This is a genomic window from Pseudomonas sp. ef1, assembly GCF_007293365.2.
GTDB lineage: Bacteria > Pseudomonadota > Gammaproteobacteria > Pseudomonadales > Pseudomonadaceae > Aquipseudomonas > Aquipseudomonas siliginis.
Map to the genome: position 1 here is coordinate 3,720,922 of NZ_CM129815.1, position 17,698 is coordinate 3,738,619.

Consider the following 17,698-nt stretch of genomic DNA (forward strand, 5'->3'; position numbering starts at 1 on the left):
GGTCATGAATATTTTGCACCCGCGTGTCTATGTCAGTGCACTGGCCCTGGCGCTGTTACTGATCATTCCATTGAGCGTTGGCTCGCCGTTCGTTTATCACCTGTTCATCCTCATATGCAGTTATGCGGCACTGGCCAGTGCCTGGAACATCGTCGGCGGGTTTGCCGGCCAGCTGTCGTTGGGGCATGCCGTGTTCTACGGGGTGGGCGCTTACACGACGACGCTGCTGATGATGAAACTGGGCATCAGTCCATGGATCGGCATGTTCGCTGGCGCAATCCTGTCGTCGATTGTCGCGGTGCTGATCAGTTGGCCGTGCTTCAGATTGCGCGGGCCGTTTTTTGCCTTGGCGACCATTGCGGTGTTGGAGGTCGTGCGTCTGGTGGCGATCAATCAGCATGACGTGACCGGTGGTGCGGCAGGGCTGGGCGTACCGCTGAAGCTCGGTTTCGAGTGGATGTTGTTCCGCCCGCGCTGGCCGTACCTGCTGATCGCCTTCGCGTTTCTGCTCATCACATTGGCAGTGTCGTGGAAGATCAAGAATTCCCGACTGGGTTATTACCTGATCGCCGTGCGTGAGCGTGAAGACGCCGCCCATGCGGTGGGCGTGAACTCGGTCAAGGTCAAGCTGATCGCCGTGGTGTTGTCCGCATTTATCACCAGCCTGGTCGGCAGCTTTCACGCGATGTACCTGACCTTCATCGAACCCGGCTCGATGTTTTCTCTCGAGATGTCGATTCAGATCGCCATGTTCGCGTTGATTGGTGGACTGGGCACGGTATCGGGACCGCTGATCGGCACTTTGCTGGTGCTGCCGCTGGCTGAACTGGCACGCGGCTGGCTTGGCGATCTGGGCAGCGGGGTGCACGGTCTGGTCTATGGCATCGTGCTGGTCGTGGTGGTGCTGACTATTCCGCAAGGCGTGGTGGGGCGTTTTGGGGCCCGGATATTTGCCTGGATCGACTCATTGCCCGGCGGCCGTCGTTCGATGGCAAATACAAAAGCACCGATCGGGTCGACCTTGGCGCATCCCCACTCGGCCACGCACGGTGAGCCGGTTCTGGTCGCAGAAAACCTGCACAAGTTCTTTGGCGGACTGCACGCCACCAACGATGTTTCGCTGAGCTTGGCCGAAGGCGAAATCGTGGGTGTGATCGGCCCGAACGGCGCCGGCAAAACTACGGTGTTCAACCAGCTCTCCGGGTTTCTTCTGCCATCCAAAGGCCAAGTGAAAGTGCGCCTGCTCAATGGCGACTGGGTCACCCCGAACAGCCCGGCCGAGTTCGCCCGGGCAGGCATTGGCCGGACCTTTCAGATCGTCCAGCCATTCGCTGATTTGAGTGTCTGCGAGAACATCATGCTCGGTGCATTCATGCACACCGCTGACGCGAAGGAGGCCAGGGCGATCGCCGAGCAAGTCGCCGAGCTGACCGAACTCACCGCGCTGCTCGACACCCGGGCGCGCAACTTGACGGTCGGCGGCATGAAGCGCCTGGAAATGGCCCGCGCTCTGGCGACCCGCCCGCGCATCCTGCTGCTCGACGAGGTCATGGCCGGCCTCAACCCGACGGATGTTGCCAAGGCCATCGCAGTGATTCGCCGGGTGCGTGATTCGGGCGTCAGCGTGTTGATGATCGAGCACCTGATGCAAGCCACCATGAGCCTTTCTGACCGCATCGTCGTGATCAGTTCCGGCACGCTGCTGATGCAGGGCGCGCCTCACGATGTGATCAACGATCCTCAGGTTATCGAAGCCTACCTCGGTAAGGAGTACAGCCATGCTTAAACTCGACAACGTCCACAGCGGCTATGGCGGTACGGAGATCCTTCGTGGCGTGTCGTTCGAGGTCAATGCCGGTGAGGTGGTGACTATCGTCGGCGCAAACGGCGCCGGCAAAACCACGACCCTGCGCAGCTTGTGCGGCATCGTCACACCGTCCCAAGGCACGATCGAATTCGAAGGCCAGCGCATCGATGGCAATCGCCCCGATCAGATTGTCGACGCGGGCCTGACACTGATACCGGAGGGGCGCCAGTTGTTTCCCTTCATCAGCGTGCGCGACAACCTCTTGATGGGCGCCTACAAACGCAGTGCACGAGCGTGCTACAGGCAGCGTCTGGACAATATTCTCGATCTGTTTCCGAGGGTGCGCGAACGCCTTGATCAGAACGCCGGGACACTGTCGGGCGGCGAACAACAAATGGTTGCCATCGCCCGGGGGCTGATGGCCGAGCCGAAATTGTTGATGTTTGATGAACCCTCGCTGGGCCTGTCGCCGCTGCTGGTGTCGCAGGTCTTCGAGATCATCAACAGGATTCTCCAGTTGGGCACCACCGTGTTGATCGTCGAGCAGAACATCGTTCATACGCTGCGCATTGCTCATCGAGGTTACGTGCTGGAGAACGGCGAAGTGGTGCTCAGCGGCACCGGCCAGGAACTGCTGGAGAACCCGCACGTCAAGCGTGCTTATCTGGGGCTCTGACCCAGTCCATTCATCTGCAAGTGAGAACAGCTCATGACTCATTCCAGACACGCCGGGCGCACCGTATTGGTCACCGGTGCCGGTGGCGGCATCGGTGCGGCGATCGCGCGGTTGTATTGCGAAGAAGGTGCAGCCGTGGCGCTGCTCGACGCTGATGCCGACAAGGTGCAACAGCAGGCCGAGGCGTTGCGTGATGCGGGTTTTGCGGTCGCGTGGGCGCAGGCTGATGTCGCGAGTTTTCAAGACTGCGCTGCTGCATGCGAGCGCGTGCAAGGTGAGCTCGGCCCCATCGATACGCTGATCAACAACGCCGGCATTTCGCCCAAACACCACGGCGCACCCGCGCCGATCTGGACCATGGCACCGGATGAGTGGCAGCGGGTTGTCGATATCAACCTCAATGGCTCCTTCAACCTGGTGCGAGTGCTCGTGCCCGGCATGGTCGAGCGCCGGTTCGGCCGCATCGTCAATATGTCTTCGGTGGCGGGCAGCGCGTTCTTGCCGATTGTCGCAGCGCACTACAGTGCGACCAAAGCCGCAATCATCGGCTTTACCCGCCACCTGGCCGGCGAACTCGGGCCGTTCGGTGTCACCGCCAATGCGCTGGCACCTGGACGAATCGAAACGCCATTGCTCAAGACCGTATCGGCCCAGGCCAATCAAGCCGTGGTCGACGAGACGCCGCTGCGCAGGCTGGGCACACCGCTTGAGGTGGCAAGGGCGGCGTGTTTTCTCACGTCGAGCGAAAGCGACTTCATTACCGGCCAGGTGGTTGATGTCGCGGGCGGCTGGTTGATGCGCTGATGACTTCTTGCGAGGACGTTTGTCATGGTTAAAACGATGGGATTTCCCGGGCGCTACGAGCAGGGTCCGAATGCATTGCAACAATTGGGCAGAGTGCTGAGCGACATGGGTCGATCACGGCCGCTGGTGCTTTGCGATGAGTTTGTCGCCCGGCATCTATGGCCGCAGGTTGGCGCCGCGTTGCAGGACCAGGGATTGGAGCCATTGCACATCGAGTTTCCCGGCGAGTGCACGCGCGCTGCGATTGCGCAGTTATCCGAGCAGGCATTGCTGCACGCCCCCGACACCATCATTGCGCTGGGCGGTGGCAAGACCATCGATACGGCGAAGGGGGTGGCGGCCAATCTCGACGTGCCGATCATTGTCTGCCCCACGATCGCTTCAAGTGACGCGCCAACGAGTCGGCTGATCGTGCTTTACGACGAAGAGCACAAAGTGGTGGGCGTGGAGTTCCTGAAGATGAATCCCGCTGCGGTGATTGTCGATACAGAGGTCATCGTTCAGGCGCCGGCACGGTTCTTCGCGGCCGGGATCGGCGATGCCATCAGCAAGAAATTCGAAGCCCGACAGTGCTACGCCGCCGGCGGCCACAACTCTTTCGGTACACCGCCGCTGCACACGGCATTGATGCTCACCAACCTGGTTTTCGACACGCTGATGCAGTACGGCGTCCCGGCTTATCAGGCGGTGTGTCGTCATGAACTCACCGATGATGTCGAGCGGGTCATCGAAGGCACCGTGCTGATTAGCGGTGTCGGTTTCGAGAGCGGTGGTTTGTCACTGTCCCATGCCCTGGTTCGGGGGCTGACCGCGATACCGGCGATGGCGTCGATGCTGCATGGCGAACTAGTGGCGTTCGGCACGCTGGTGCAGATGGCGGTGGAGGCGCGACCGGCCGAAGAGATTGAACAGGTCGCGCGTCTGCTGCACGCGGTGAAGCTGCCCGTGACGTTCGCTGAGCTGGGTCAGCGCACGCCATTGACGACGGCGCAGATCACTATCCTCGTGGACGCGACCTTATCGGCGGCATACGCCAGAAACATGCAACCGCCCTTGACCTACCAGCGCCTGGTGGAAGGATTGGCGGCGGCTGACAGCCTGGGTGCGCGGTTGATCAGAGGCTGCGCGAAGCCGCCCGCGATGCTGTGATCCTGCGTCACAACAGGTATGACCAAGTAGCTGTTTTCTCCCGTACAGCGACGCCATAACCTTTCCCTCAAGCGAAATCCTGGCGCAATCAAGTGCTGTGAATTCGTCAAAAAAACCGAGAGGCCTGACTATGAATACTCCTGTTAAACCTGATGAGCTCGCCATTGCGTACCAGTTGCCGCAAGTTCCATTCATGACGCCCGACATGGTGCACCCGGGCGTCATGACGCAGTGGCTCGAAGACGATGCGCTGTGGGTGCCGGTAACAAAATCTGTCTCCTTCAAGCCATTGCTGCTCAACACCAGCGGCGGCTATTACATCAACCTGTTGCGGGTGCGTCAGGCCGGCGTGCTGTCGCGTCACCGCCATACCGGCGGCGTGCATGCGATCGTGCTCAAGGGGCGCTGGTACTACCTGGAGCATGACTGGGTCGCGGAGGAGGGGTCTTTTGCCTATGAGCCGCCCGGTGAAACGCATACCCTGTTCGTCCCCGAGGATGTGAGTGAAATGATCACCTGGTTCCACGTGCAGGGTGGCTACACTTACGTCGATCCGCAGGGCGTTGCCGTGGGTTACGAAGATGTGTTCACCAAGCTTGAAGCCGCCCGAGCGCATTACAAGACGCTGGGTTTGCCGGACGACTACATCGAACAGTTCATTCGCTGACCCGGACCCCAGGAAAAAGCGCGCTTCGGCGCGCTTTTTCATAAGCGTTGAGACAACATGCCTTCAAGCTTTTCACCAGGACCGGCCATGGACAATTATTCGCAGCTGCTCGCTTTTATATGGTCTACCGAATGTGGAAGTTTTTCTGCTGCCGCGCGCGCCCATCACCTGACGCCATCAGCGGTCAGCAAACTGATCACCCGCCTGGAAGATCGCTTGCAGGTCCGGCTGTTCCAGCGCGGCTCACGCGTGCTGACGCTGACCGAGGAGGGCGCCGCTTACCTGCGCAGCGCCAAAGCCGTCGTTGAAGCCATGAACGAGGCGGACTCGCTGGCCGAGGCGTTGCCCTCCAGGGTCAGTGGCACCCTGCGCATCCACACCATGACCTCTTTCGCCAAACACCAGATCGTGCCGTGGCTACCGGAATTTCTGGATTTGTATCCCTCACTGGACGTTGAGATTCAACTCGGCGCGCAATTCGTCGATCACTTCGAGCAAGGGCTCGATATCGCCATCCACAGCGGCGTATTGCCCAGCTCATCACGCATTGCCAGACGCATCGGCGAATGTGAATGGCTGATCTGTGCCTCGCCGCAGTACCTGGCTGAACACGGCACACCAACCACACCCGCAGATTTGCTGAATCATCGTTGCTTCAATTTCAGCTTCGTCAGCCCGTGGAACAAATGGTCATTTTTGCAGGATGGAGACGGCGTCTCGGTACCGGTGACCGCCAGCGCGTCTTTTACTCAAGGCGATCTGTTGCGCGACATGGCGCTGTCAGGCGCTGGCGTGGTGAAGCTTGCGGACTTTCATATCGGGCTTGATGTAAAAGCGGGAACGCTGGTGCCGTTGCTTGAGGATTTCAAAACGGGTGTGGTCGAGCCGATCTACCTGCTTTACTCGGATCGCAAGCATTTGAGTCCACGGATACGAGTATTCATCGAGTTTTTTCAGAACAAGTGGCGTGAGCATCCGTGGAAGGTCTCCTGACGTTCAGCTCTGGGGGCAGCGTATTGATCAACGCGATGCTCAAACTGCGCATTAAAAATGCCCTGAATCATCAGGGCTGAGTTTTGGTTGAGGGGGCGTAGAGTGACAAGCTCGCGGTCGGTCTACTTCGCGCTCGAAGAGCAGGCCAACCGGTATTGCTCATAGTTCAAACCTTCGACCTTTTCCGGCAGCTTGTACGGCACGGGGCAGCTTTTGCCCTGCCACTTGATGGTGATGACACCGTGATCTTTGGTCACCAGCGCCAGGGCCTTGCCCGTCGGATCTGACAATGCCAGTTGTTTGCCGTCGCTATCCAACAGCACCGCGCCGAATGGAATCGGCTGGCCGTTGGCATCGTACAGTTCAAACTGGACGCGTCTGCCTTTGCTGCCTTCGAAGCGTGCAAGAACTATCGAACCTCGTCTTGGCACCAGTTGCTGGGTGGCATTGTCCAGCTCGATCTCACCGCCCAGGTTACGCGTGTCCAGCGTTACCCAGTTCACGCGGTACGGTTGCGCGTTAGGCAGAACCGCATAGCCGTTCAGGCCGGTTTTCACACCCGAATAGCTGCTGACTTCGACGCCCGACATGCCGGGCACTTCCACCAGACCGAACGTTTCACCGACGGTCTGGCCCATATTGATGCCGCCTGCATGGGCCACCAGCGATCCGGCGGCACTCAGGTTCTGTGATTCATAACCGTTGCCTCGGTTGTAACCCAGGCTCAGGTCGCCCATCGATGTGCGGGTACTCAGGCTCAGCGAGCCAGATCGATCGCCCTGGACACTGCGCCCGGTCTGCACGGAATAGTAGGTGTCGCTGTCCTCGGTCAGATAACCGTTGATCCCGGCTTGGGTGCTGGTACCGGTGTTCTGATGGTTACTGGAAATGTAGGCGCGCGGTGCGCGGGGTGTCGAACCGAGCGGAAACGAAATCGAGACGCTCAGTTGTGTGTCGTTGCTGGTGTCACCGCGCGCGCCGAACTCCTGGGTTTTGCTCAGGCTGATGTTGTAGTTCAGGTCGCGCCAATTGTTGTTGTAGCCGGCGGAAAAGCTGCGCGAGCCACCGCGATCCCAATAGCGCTGGTCACTGGCATTCAAATACAGCGAGCCGAACTGGCGCGCTTCGCCAAGGGTCTGGTTGACCGTGAGGTCGGTACGGGTTTTGGCATTGCCCGCGCGCCGCGTAGCGCCGGCGCTGGTGTCCTGCACATGGTCGGTCAGCGTGCGGTAACCCTCGGTCGAATAACGATAGGCGGCGAGGGTGAAGCTGGTATCGGTACCGGTGAAGGTCTTTGCATAGAGCGCGCGGACACTGCTGCCCTGGGTGGTTTTGCCGAATGTCTTGCTGGACGATTGCGTAACGTCCAGGGACATCGCGCCAATCGAGGTGTTCTTCGCCGCACCGACTGAAATCGCCTTGAAACCATTGCTGGCCTGAAGGCCGGCAATGCCTGTCAGGTTGCTGGTCAAGCCGTAGGCGAACGTGCCGCTGAGGAAGGCGGGCTTGTCATAGCCCTCGCTGTTGTTATTGAATTTGCCGCTCGACAGGCTGTACTTCAACTGTCCCTCACGCACCATCGTCGGCAGGGCGGAGAATGCCTGTCGGGTGACCTTGCGCCGTCCATCCGCTTCAACAATGGTGATCTCCAGGTCGCCGTTGGAGCCCGATGGATAGATGTCACTGATCTCGAACGGACCCGGCGGCACGTTGGTGGTGTAGAGAATGTAGTTATCCTGGCGGACCTCGATCGTTGCATTGGTTTCAGCCACGCCACGAATGATCGGCGCATAGCCGCGCTCACTGTCTGCGCGCATGCCTTCATCAGAGGCCACCTTGACGCCTTGATAGCGCACGCTGTCGAACAGATCCGAATCGGAAAAGATTTCCCCCGCACTCAGTTGCCCCTTGATCGCCGTGAGGTCGCGCTGGATGAAGGTGCGGTTGCTGACGAACCGATTGGGCCGGCCGGTGGAGCTGCTCAGGTTGGACTCGTTGCGCAGCCGCCAGGCGCCCAGGTTCAGGCCGTTGCGAAGCCCGAGGTTGTTGGAAATTTGCGTCGAGTAATCGGTTTTGCTGCGGGTGCTGCTCAACTGATAGTTGATGAAGCCGGCGGCCACACCTTCGTCCCAAAGCTCTGGATCTACATAGCCGCGCGAGCCCCGAGCCATGGCGACCTGCGGCACGCTGATGTTGAGGCGCAGGCGGTTGGCATCGAAGCTGAGACTGGCTTGCTCGATCATCGCAGGCAGGTCGTAGTGATCGGCAGGGTGTTGCTCGTCAACCAGACCCTGCTCACGCAGTTTGCGCATGTCCACACCCAGCTGCTGCAACAGTTCCAGAGTGATGCGTGGCTCGACTTTGCCGTTGACCGGGTTGGCCGCGAAATCGATATCGCGACGCCCGACCAGCGTGCCGTTGCTGAACACGTCGACGCGGTATTGGCCTGGCAAGACGCTGTTGGCATTCAGCAACGGTTGCAGATCGACCGCCGATGAACCTTCAAGGAACAGCGTATTGAAAGATTCACTCGCCACTGCGGCCGGGGCTTCGGCGCCCACGGCGAATCCGCAAATGGCCATGTTGATAGCAAAGCACAATGGATGCAGGCAGCCCAACGCCGCTTTGTTTTTCTGGCGCGCAACATGATGCTTAACACAACTTTCAGATGTGTGGTGTTGGGAGGAAAACATGCAATTTGCCTTATCAGTCCGTGTTGCTTCAACCGGAGTCCGGAACTTGTGAATAGCTTGTAAGTTGGCAGGGTGGGGTGGGGGATTTACTGGGCGGAGGCATCTTTCACGCGCTCGGCATGGCTTTCGGCAACGCTTAGTGGTGCATCGAATCGTTGTTGTGCGCCGTAATCGTTAATTGCTGAAAAACTCAAATGCGAAGTACCAGCTGGCAGATCTTTCAGATTGAATGAGCGAACTTCCCCTGGAACGATCATTGTCGAATCAATTACCAATTCCGCTTTTTTCCCTGCAACGACTTTCAGATCCGCCAGCGACACGTGGTAGTTGCTTTGGTTTTTTACTTTCAGCACCGACTTGCCAGCCTGAGTGACCAATTGCCATGCAAGTTGCTCCGGTGCCTTTGCGGCATCACCGGTGAGTCCGTCCGGGCGGAAGAAGACCTTGATACGCTGACGTACCGCCAATTGCAGCGTGTTGACATCGGCAGCACTGGCCTGGGGGATTTCCTGCACGTTCAGCCATACCACCGACTCCTTGTCCGCAGGCATGCCGCGGCCTTCATAAAGAATCCTCAGTAATTGCTGTTGATTGGGCTCAAGTTTGGCCAGTGGTGGAGTAACTGCGAAAGGCGGTGCGCTGCCAGCGGTGTCGCCGGCATCCAGCCACGATTGCGCCAGAATGGTTTGTCCGCCGTTGCGCACGGTGACATTCGCCTCTTTGTGCGCGCCATCGAAGATAATCCGGGTGGAGCTCAAGGAGATGCTGGCGAATGCCGAGTGCGTCATCAACACCCCGGCAAGCCCCAGGCAAAGCGGAAAGTAGCGACTTAACATAGATTTCACCGATTAATCTGTTCGGGAAGGACGAGGCACAGCGGCCCCGTCCAGGTATTGCGGGCTGCTTATTCGTATTCGAGAACGAACGGCAGAGTGGCGTTACCGGTACCGGCAGTAGCGGTGGTCTTGTCGCCGGTGGTGACGTAAGCGGCTGCGAACGACAGGGTGCCGTCACCACCTGTGGTTGCGTCGCCAGTCAGGTTGGTCTGCACTTTGGCAGTGGCTTCGGAGCTCAGGTCGATCAACTGGCCATTGCTGTCCAGCAGTGCGATACCAACGCCTTTGGCCGCGTCTGCACCCTGCAGCTTGAGAACTTTCTTGCCATCAACCAGGCCCGAACCGCCGTTTACGGTTGGTTTGAACAGCATCGAAACCTTGGTGCCAGCGTTGCAGTTCACTTTCAGGTTGAAATCGTTGGCGGCCACACGACCGGCGCCCGGAGCAGAGTCGGTGCCCATGTCTTTGATCGACACGCTGCCCATGTCCACGGCAATCATCTTGTCGTTACCCAAGGCGCCATCTACCGAGCAAGCGTCGTTATTGATAACGCCGGTGAAGCTGATTTGACCGCTGCCGCCCTTGACAGCTTTAGCGGCTTCTTCTTCAGCCACTGCGCCAGTGGAGGCAGCCAGTACGGAAAGAGTGAGTACTGCGAAAGCGAACTTTTTCATGTTTATATCCGAAGTTATTGTGAAGTGCTGCATTGAAATGCCAGGCCATATTAGGTGTGCGGTGGTGGCGGGTCTTTGGGATTTGTCTTAAAGCGATAAAGGTGCGAGGCAGTCAGTAATATGGCAGTGGCGTATTCATATTTGCGGTAATGGTGCAGCGAACCAAATGAGACAATTCTCAAAGTCGTGCGGTCTTTGTCTGGCTAGTATTCGCGGATGCAGAAATTCTCAGTCAACGCAAAGTTTGTGAGCGGGCGTCCTGCTTGAAAGATTATTCAGACTTTCGCTATTAACGACTGATAGAAAGAGGTTCCAGGTTTGTGAACACGCTTCGTATATTGGTCTTGGAAGATCACGCCTTTCAGCGCACGGCGGCAGTCAGTGCGCTTAATAGTCTGGGGTACAAAAATATCTTTCAGGCGGCTGACGGCAAGGATGCGCTGGCTGTGATATCCCAGGCTGGAGGCGTGGACGTTGCATTGTGTGACTTGAGCATGGCCGGGATGGATGGTTTGACGTTCTTGCGCCTGGCGAGAGAGGCCGGTTTGATTCGTGCAGTGATTATCTGCAGTTCACTGCCTGAAGACTTGTTGCGCACGGTTGACCGGATTGTCACGTTGCAGGGGCTGGAATTGCTTGGCAGTGTCGGCAAGCCTCTGATGGTCGATGTGCTGGGGCCATTGTTGGCGCGTTATCGGCCGCACACTCCGGGCGATGCCAAAGTGGTGGAAAGTCATCTCGATCAGCCTTCGGAGAACGAAGTGCTCGAAGCGATACGCCGTCAGGAATTTCGCGCCTATTTCCAGCCCAAGTTTCATCTGCGCAGTGGTGAGGTGGATGGCGCCGAGGTGCTGGTGCGATGGCAGAGCCCCAGTCGCGGCTTGCTCTCGCCAGGCATGTTCTTGCCGACGATCGAGCGCTGCGGGCTGCTCGATGAGATGTTTTTCAGCCTGCTCACGCAAGGCTTGAGTCTGCAGCGCTTCGTCCAGTCTCACGGCAAGCCGTTCAAGCTGGCGTTCAATCTCGACGTGACGCAGATGGCCAATCCGAATCTTGTCGACCGGATCAAGGCGCTGTTGCGCATCCATGGCGCCTCGCCAGCTGGGCTCATTTTCGAGCTCACGGAAACCGGCCTGCTGCAGATGCCCGAGATCAGCATGGAAAACATGGTGCGTCTGCGCATGCTCGGCTTCAGTCTGGCAATCGATGATTTCGGTGTCGGCTATTCTTCACTTGAGCGGCTGTGCCAGATGCCGTTCAACGAAATCAAACTCGACGCCGGCTTCGTGCAGAATTTCCATCAGGCGCGCTACAGCGCGGTCATCCACGGGGCGTTGGCCCTGGCCCGGGAATTGGACATGCGCGTGGTGGCAGAGGGTATTGAAACCGCAGATCAGGTTCAGCATCTGGCGCGGCTTGGTTGTCAGTGGGGGCAGGGCTTCTTCTATGCTCGACCCATGAACTGGGCGCATCTGGTCGATTGGCGTTTCGAAGGCCAGAAGTCGTCCTGGCGCCGCGCAATAGGCACATCCGATCGTTGATGCAAGCGGCATTCTGACTTTTGGGACAAAGCCCTATTTCGTCACGCCTTCAAAACACTCATCATGTGCCGAGAAATCAATCAGATGCACCTGAATGCTTCGGTGATGCCCGGGATTTGCTGCGGTTGCCAAGTGCTGATGGTCCTCCAACACTCTTCATCATGGAGCTGTTCATGCATTGGTCAGTCGTGAATCCGTTACGCGTTGCCATCCTTGATGATCACTCGCTCATACGTCTGGCGATGAAGTCGCGGCTGACGCGCGAAGCCGAGTTCAGTGTCGTAGGTGTGTATGGCAGCAGCGCGCAGTTGCTCACCGGATTGCGCGAAATCGACATCGACCTGCTGATACTCGATTACAAACTGCACGATGGGGAGCTGGACGGGCTTAATCTGATCCGCCTGCTGCGCAAGCAATATCCGGGCATGCGCATCCTTGTCTCATCTTCCGAAGAGCGCCCGGCGGTAGTGAACATGGCGATCGGGGCGGGCGTCAGCGGATTCTTCGGCAAGTCGCAGTCGGTCGATGACCTGATCACCGCCATCCGCAGTGCTGCGTCCGGCCAGTTGTATCTGTCGCCGGAAATGGCCTTCGAACTCGATGTGCTGCCTGCGTCGGTCGACGAACCTGCTGGTGCCAATGACGATGGCGCGGCGCACGGCGACGACTTCCTCAGTAATCCTCTTCTGTCACCGAAAGAAAAAGAAGTATTGCGCTGCTGCCTCGAGGGGATGGGAGTCACGCAGATCGCTTTGAAGTTCTCGCGCAGTCGCAAAACCATCAGCGGGCAAAAACAGGCCGCTTTCAAAAAGCTTGGCATTCGTGGTGATGCGGAGCTGTTCAAGTTGCAGCACAGCCTGACGGCGGACAACCAGGGATAACACGCTTATGTTTCATCTGTTGCGCGGTGTTTTGCTAGTCAGTGTGCTTGTCATGTTCGGTAGCGGGTCGTTGTGGGCAGCAGAGCCGCGCACTCTGCAGGTGTTCGGTCGGTCTGACTGCAAGGAGCTGCAAGTCGATCTGGCCAATGAAGACTGGAGTTGGCTGCGGCAGAAGCGCAGTCTGGTGCTAGGCTCGGCGCTTCCGGATTTCCCGCCTTATGTCATGACCGCCAGCGGTACGCGGTACGAGGGAATAGCCGCCGACATCGCCTGCATTATCGGTCAGGCCTTGCATGTCGAAGTTACCGTCAAGGCTTATCCCGACCGTCGCGACGCCATGGCGGCGCTCGAGCGTGGCGACATCGACATGCTGGGCAGCTCCAACAGTTTCGAGTTGATCGACGGCCTCGTCACGCTCAGTAAGCCTTATGTCGAAGACGTGCCGGCGATGTTCATGCGCGGCGATGATCGACGACCGATGCCGGCCAATCTGGCCGGTTTGCGTATTGCGGTTGCCGACGATTACCTGCCTTCCAGTCAATTACACGCGTTATACCCCAACGCCGAATTCGTGCTTTTTCCATCGAACGAGTTGGCACTGGCTGCGCTGGCTTTTGGCAAGGTCGACCTGTTTCTCGGCGATACGGTGTCGAGCAATTACCTGATCAACCTCAACTACTTCAACTATGTGCGGCTGCACTCTTTCGTCAAAACCCAAACCAGCGGTTTCAGCTTTGCCTTGCGCCGGGGCAACGACCAATTGCTGCGTCTGATCGATTCGACCCTCGAGTCGCTGGGTGATGCGAAGATTGCCGAAATCACCAAGCGCTGGTCGGGCGGCGGCGGGGCGCTGACGCCCAAACGCATTGACCTGACACCCGGCGAAGCACGTTGGCTTGAGCTGCATCCGGTCGCGCGGTTCGTGATCAATGACGATCAGGCACCGTTTGCATTCTTTGATGGTGACGGCAACTTTGGCGGGATCGGCGCTGATCTGCTCGAGCTCATCCAGCGGCGTACCGGCTTGCAGATCAATGTCGAGCGCACCGACAGCTTTTCCAGTCTGAGCACGCGTCTGCTGGATGGCAGCGCGGATATTTCTCTGCTGACACCAACGGTCTCGCGGGAAGTCGGCATGCGTTTCACTCATCCGTTCCTTGCCAGCCCTTTTGTGATCGTCACCACCAAGGACGCAGGCGCGCCTTCAAGCCTGCAGGAGCTGCGCGGCAAGCGCGTCGCAGTGCCCGAAAGTTCGGCTGAGCGTGAGCTGCTCAAGGACTACCCCGACATCGAGATCGTTGATAACGAAACAGTTCTGGGCGCCTTGGCTGACGTGAAGGACGGTCGAGCGGACGCGATGATTACCACGTTGCACAGTGCGCGCTACTACATCGCCCACATCTACAGCGACAGCTTGCGTATCTCCAACATCGTCGGCATGAACAAAGGCTTCCTCGCTTTCGCCGCGCGGCGTGCCGATACCGAACTGGTCAGCATTCTGAACAAGGCGCTGCTGAGCATTCCGCCGGATGAGCTGGACGTAATCCTCAACAGGTGGCGTCCCATTGCAGCGTTTTCGGGGTTGTCGTGGCGCGATTACAAGGCGCTGATCTACCAGATCAGCGCTGGCGCGTTCCTGATTATCCTGGGATCGCTGGCGTGGAATTTCTATATTCGCCGGCAGATCCGCGAACGCAGCCGGGCAGAGCGCTTGCTGGGCGATCAGTTGAAGTTCATGGGAGCGTTGATCAACGGCACGCCGCATCCCATCTACGTGCGTGATCGTGAAGGTCGGCTTGTCACCTGCAATAATAATTATCTGCAAACATTTGGCCTGCTGGAAAAGGACGTGATCGGCAAGACCGTGCTCGAAAGCGGCAAGCGCAATCGTCAGGAGGCGTTGCAATTTCACGACGACTACCTGCGCGTCATCGAGCAGGACGAACCTTACGAGGTGGATCGCACGCTGCATGTCGGTGATACGCGGCTGATCATTTACCACTGGATCCAGCCGTATCACGACACGGCGGGTGAAGTCAGAGGCGTGATCTGCGGCTGGATCGATATCAGCGAACGCCGTGAACTGATCGAGGAGTTGCGTTCGGCGAAAGAGCTGGCTGACGAGTCGAGCCGCGCCAAAACCACGTTCCTGGCGACCATGAGCCACGAAATCCGTACGCCGATGAGCGCCGTGATCGGCATGCTCGAACTTACCCTCAAGCGTGCCGAGCAAGGTCACTTCGATCGGCCGGCGATTGAAGTGGCATACGACTCGGCAAAAGGTCTGCTGGAACTGATCGGCGATATCCTCGATGTGGTACGCATCGAATCGGGCCATGTCAGCCTTTCGCCGAAACGTGCCAACCTGCGCGAATTGGTCGAATCCGTGGCGCGGGTGTTCGACGGCTTGGCCAGGCAGAAGAGTCTGGTGCTTAAGCTCGACATCGACGCCACTGTCGGCTGTGACGTGCTGGTTGATCCGATGCGCTTCCAGCAGGTGCTCTCGAACCTGGTGGGCAACGCGATCAAGTTTACCGACACCGGTCATGTCAGCGTCTCGATTCGCGGCCAACGTCTCGCTGACGAACGCTTGCAGGTCGACCTCAAGGTCGAGGACACCGGCATCGGCATTTCCAGCGCCGATCTGCAGAATCTGTTCCAGCCGTTTTCCCAAGCTAATCATGGTCCCTCCAGCAGAGGCGGCACCGGTTTGGGACTGGCGATCTCCCGTTCATTGTGCGAATTGATGGGCGGGCGGCTGAACATTACCAGTACGCTTGGCAAAGGCACCTGCCTGGAAGTGTCGCTGTTCTTCAATATTCTCAGCCCGCTTGGCGGCAAAGTGCTGCCTGTTTCGGTTGTTCAGGACAAACCGGTACCGACACTCAGGATTCTCGTAGTCGATGACCAGAGCGCCAACCGCCTGCTGTTGACGCAGCAGCTGAGTTTCCTTGGCCAGGCGGTGCGTGATGCCGCCGACGGTGCCCAGGCATTGGCGCTGTGGCGCTCGGAGCCGTTCGACATTGTGATCACAGACTGCAACATGCCGGTCATGAACGGCTATGAGCTGGCCCGCACCATTCGCCAGGACGAACGCGAAAGTGGTGGATCGCCGTGCATCGTACTGGGCTTCACGGCCAACGCGCAGCCGGAAGAAAAAGTGAAATGCCGGGAGGCCGGGATGGATGATTGTCTGTTCAAACCGATCAGTCTCGGCACCTTGTCGATCATGCTTGCAGGCTGGGAAAAAAATGTTGAAACCCAGCCATTTGAAAGCCCGCCTGCGGCGACTATCAAGGAGCTGGGTTCGATTCGCGAGCGTCTTGACGAGCTCACCGGAGGCGATCTCGACATGATGAAAGAACTTCTGCGCGAGGCGCTGTCGAGTTGCGAAAAGGATCTGGAGGAGTTGCATTCGCTAATACCCGAAAGCGATCCCGGGCTGTTGGCTGACCTGGCGCACCGCATCAAGGGGGCGGCGCGCATTGTTGCCGAGCATCAGGTCATTGAGGCGTGTAACGAGCTTGAAGCCGAGTGCGAGGCGCCTGTTATCGATTCGCTGGACCTCAATCGCAGTGCATTGAAGCTGGAGCATGCACAGGCTGATCTGATCAAGAAAATCAAACGGATCGAGCTGTAAACGTATCGGCTCATGACCATCCGACTGGCCTTGCATTGAAGCTGACGTTAAAGATCATTTTGCAGCGGGCGATACCTTGGTTAATAACCATGGAGTTTCGCGATGATCATTCGACGTCCTTTATTGATTGCCTGCCTTTGCCTGCTCGGTTTTGACACCGTCAGCGCAGCCCAGTCTGCGCCGGTCAGCGGAGTGATTCGCTTCAGCGGTCGAATTGTCGAGGCAAGTTGCATTGCCAGTGGCGCCAGCCATTCTTCTGTCGAGTTGCTTGATTGCCCCCAGGCAAGCACCGGGCAGATTTTTACCGTGAACAACGTCAGTGCGGCAGGGCGAGGTGAGTCGCGCCAGCAGGTGTTTGTGAAGGTGATTGCCGATACTCATGAGCAGGACGATTATTACGACCAGCGCTTGCTGCTCACGGACAACAAGGGTCACCAGATAACGAGCGGTAATTACGTAGTGACGATGACGCTGCCTTGATGGCTTGGAAAGAATGAGCCTGCGCCCCTTGTTTCAAGGTTACTGACAAAGAGGGGCGTTAATAATGAGAATTGTCTGGTTCGCACAGAACCGTCCCGCGCTTCTGGCTTGTCGCCACTCCCCTGCGTTGCAAAATCCCTCCTTCAACACTCTCTGAGCCAGACCATGCGCCGATCGCGTGGGCTGTCGTCAAGGTGTGGCTTTTTATCATCTATCCCTGCGTTCATTTTTGAGACAAGTCTCATATCAGACAGATCGGCCCTTGGTTATTTTCTTGAAAGGAAGAATGGAGCTGCCAAAGGTGTCCGATGTTTCTTGAAAATAACCGAAGTCGATCCTTGCGGATCCTGATCGCCGACAGCGACGTGCGAAGAGGCCAGTCGATCGAACAGCAGTTCAACAAGCTGGGCTGTCTCAGCGTATTGAACGTGTGTACTTATCGCGACCTGAGAATACTGACGTATTACTGCCCCCAACGGTTGAGCCTGGTCGTCGTCAATGCTGAGCTGCTCAGCGAGATGGCGATGGATCCGCTCGACTTTTTCGGGGAAAACCCGCTGATTCGTCATCTGCTGATTTTCAATCCCAACGATGATCACCAGTGGTCGAAGACCTTCTTCAACCCGCATCCGCAACGCTGGATGCGCCTGGTCTCGAAAATCAATCTGCCGCGACTGGCAGATTTTCTGATGCTGGCCGACCCGGCGCTCAAGGAAATTGCGGAGCCGGCCTCGACCAAATCCACGCTCTCTCCGTGCGCCAACCGCTAGCTACCGCACCTTCCCGCGTTGATCCAGGTATGCGCCGAGGCGCTATACCGCAGCGCCGCTCTGCTGCCCACTCGTTTACCCCATTGT

Annotated in this window: 14 protein-coding genes; 11 read left to right on the plus strand and 3 right to left on the minus strand. The window is 58.1% G+C overall.

What is annotated here, in order from left to right; translation table 11 throughout:
* Positions 1–4 precede the first annotated feature (4 nt).
* The 6 genes from FEE99_RS16870 to FEE99_RS16895 all read left to right on the plus strand — a co-directional run bounded on the left by FEE99_RS16870 (position 5) and on the right by FEE99_RS16895 (position 6,096).
* Complete coding sequence (locus FEE99_RS16870) at positions 5–1,786, plus strand: branched-chain amino acid ABC transporter ATP-binding protein/permease (RefSeq protein WP_208601935.1); 1,782 nt, start codon at positions 5–7, stop codon at positions 1,784–1,786.
* Positions 1,779–2,483 carry an ABC transporter ATP-binding protein gene (locus FEE99_RS16875; protein WP_041478773.1) on the plus strand — a complete coding sequence of 235 codons (705 nt, stop codon included), beginning with the start codon at positions 1,779–1,781 and terminating at the stop codon, positions 2,481–2,483. Before FEE99_RS16870 ends, FEE99_RS16875 begins: the two co-directional genes overlap by 8 nt.
* Before the next feature lie 33 nt (positions 2,484–2,516).
* Entirely contained in the window at positions 2,517–3,287 is a 771-nt protein-coding gene (locus FEE99_RS16880) for an SDR family oxidoreductase (RefSeq protein ID WP_041478774.1), read from the plus strand.
* A 24-nt stretch (positions 3,288–3,311) separates the two neighbouring features.
* Positions 3,312–4,436 carry a glycerol dehydrogenase gene (locus FEE99_RS16885; protein ID WP_041478775.1) on the plus strand — a complete coding sequence of 375 codons (1,125 nt, stop codon included), beginning with the start codon at positions 3,312–3,314 and terminating at the stop codon, positions 4,434–4,436.
* A gap of 130 nt (positions 4,437–4,566) precedes the next feature.
* The gene (locus tag FEE99_RS16890) at positions 4,567–5,103 is read left to right on the plus strand and encodes a 2,4'-dihydroxyacetophenone dioxygenase family protein (RefSeq protein WP_024012829.1); all 537 of its coding nucleotides are present in this window, start codon (positions 4,567–4,569) and stop codon (positions 5,101–5,103) included.
* Between the two features lie 87 nt (positions 5,104–5,190).
* Complete coding sequence (locus FEE99_RS16895) at positions 5,191–6,096, plus strand: LysR family transcriptional regulator (RefSeq protein ID WP_016774575.1); 906 nt, start codon at positions 5,191–5,193, stop codon at positions 6,094–6,096.
* A gap of 122 nt (positions 6,097–6,218) precedes the next feature.
* Here the strand turns inward: FEE99_RS16895 and FEE99_RS16900 are convergent, their stop codons facing one another.
* From FEE99_RS16900 to FEE99_RS16910, 3 genes are all read right to left on the minus strand, one after another.
* Complete coding sequence (locus tag FEE99_RS16900; RefSeq protein WP_041478804.1) at positions 6,219–8,678, minus strand: fimbria/pilus outer membrane usher protein; 2,460 nt, start codon at positions 8,676–8,678, stop codon at positions 6,219–6,221.
* A 197-nt stretch (positions 8,679–8,875) separates the two neighbouring features.
* On the minus strand, positions 8,876–9,625 hold the full coding sequence (locus FEE99_RS16905; protein WP_041478776.1) for a fimbrial biogenesis chaperone: 750 nt from the start codon (positions 9,623–9,625) through the stop codon (positions 8,876–8,878).
* 68 nt (positions 9,626–9,693) lie between these two features.
* On the minus strand, positions 9,694–10,299 hold the full coding sequence (locus FEE99_RS16910) for a fimbrial protein (RefSeq protein ID WP_016774577.1): 606 nt from the start codon (positions 10,297–10,299) through the stop codon (positions 9,694–9,696).
* A 320-nt stretch (positions 10,300–10,619) separates the two neighbouring features.
* Here FEE99_RS16910 and FEE99_RS16915 point away from each other — a divergent pair, with 320 nt between their 5' ends.
* The 5 genes from FEE99_RS16915 to FEE99_RS16935 all read left to right on the plus strand — a co-directional run bounded on the left by FEE99_RS16915 (position 10,620) and on the right by FEE99_RS16935 (position 17,611).
* Positions 10,620–11,840 carry an EAL domain-containing response regulator gene (locus FEE99_RS16915; protein ID WP_024012832.1) on the plus strand — a complete coding sequence of 407 codons (1,221 nt, stop codon included), beginning with the start codon at positions 10,620–10,622 and terminating at the stop codon, positions 11,838–11,840.
* Positions 11,841–12,013: 173 nt separating this feature from the next.
* Positions 12,014–12,721: a response regulator transcription factor gene (locus FEE99_RS16920; protein WP_041478777.1), complete on the plus strand. Its 708-nt coding sequence runs from the start codon at positions 12,014–12,016 to the stop codon at positions 12,719–12,721.
* A 7-nt stretch (positions 12,722–12,728) separates the two neighbouring features.
* Entirely contained in the window at positions 12,729–16,361 is a 3,633-nt protein-coding gene (locus tag FEE99_RS16925) for a transporter substrate-binding domain-containing protein (RefSeq protein WP_041478778.1), read from the plus strand.
* A gap of 102 nt (positions 16,362–16,463) precedes the next feature.
* On the plus strand, positions 16,464–16,841 hold the full coding sequence (locus FEE99_RS16930; RefSeq protein WP_016774580.1) for a type 1 fimbrial protein: 378 nt from the start codon (positions 16,464–16,466) through the stop codon (positions 16,839–16,841).
* 308 nt (positions 16,842–17,149) lie between these two features.
* Positions 17,150–17,611: a hypothetical protein gene (locus FEE99_RS16935; RefSeq protein WP_052392175.1), complete on the plus strand. Its 462-nt coding sequence runs from the start codon at positions 17,150–17,152 to the stop codon at positions 17,609–17,611.
* Positions 17,612–17,698 lie beyond the last annotated feature (87 nt).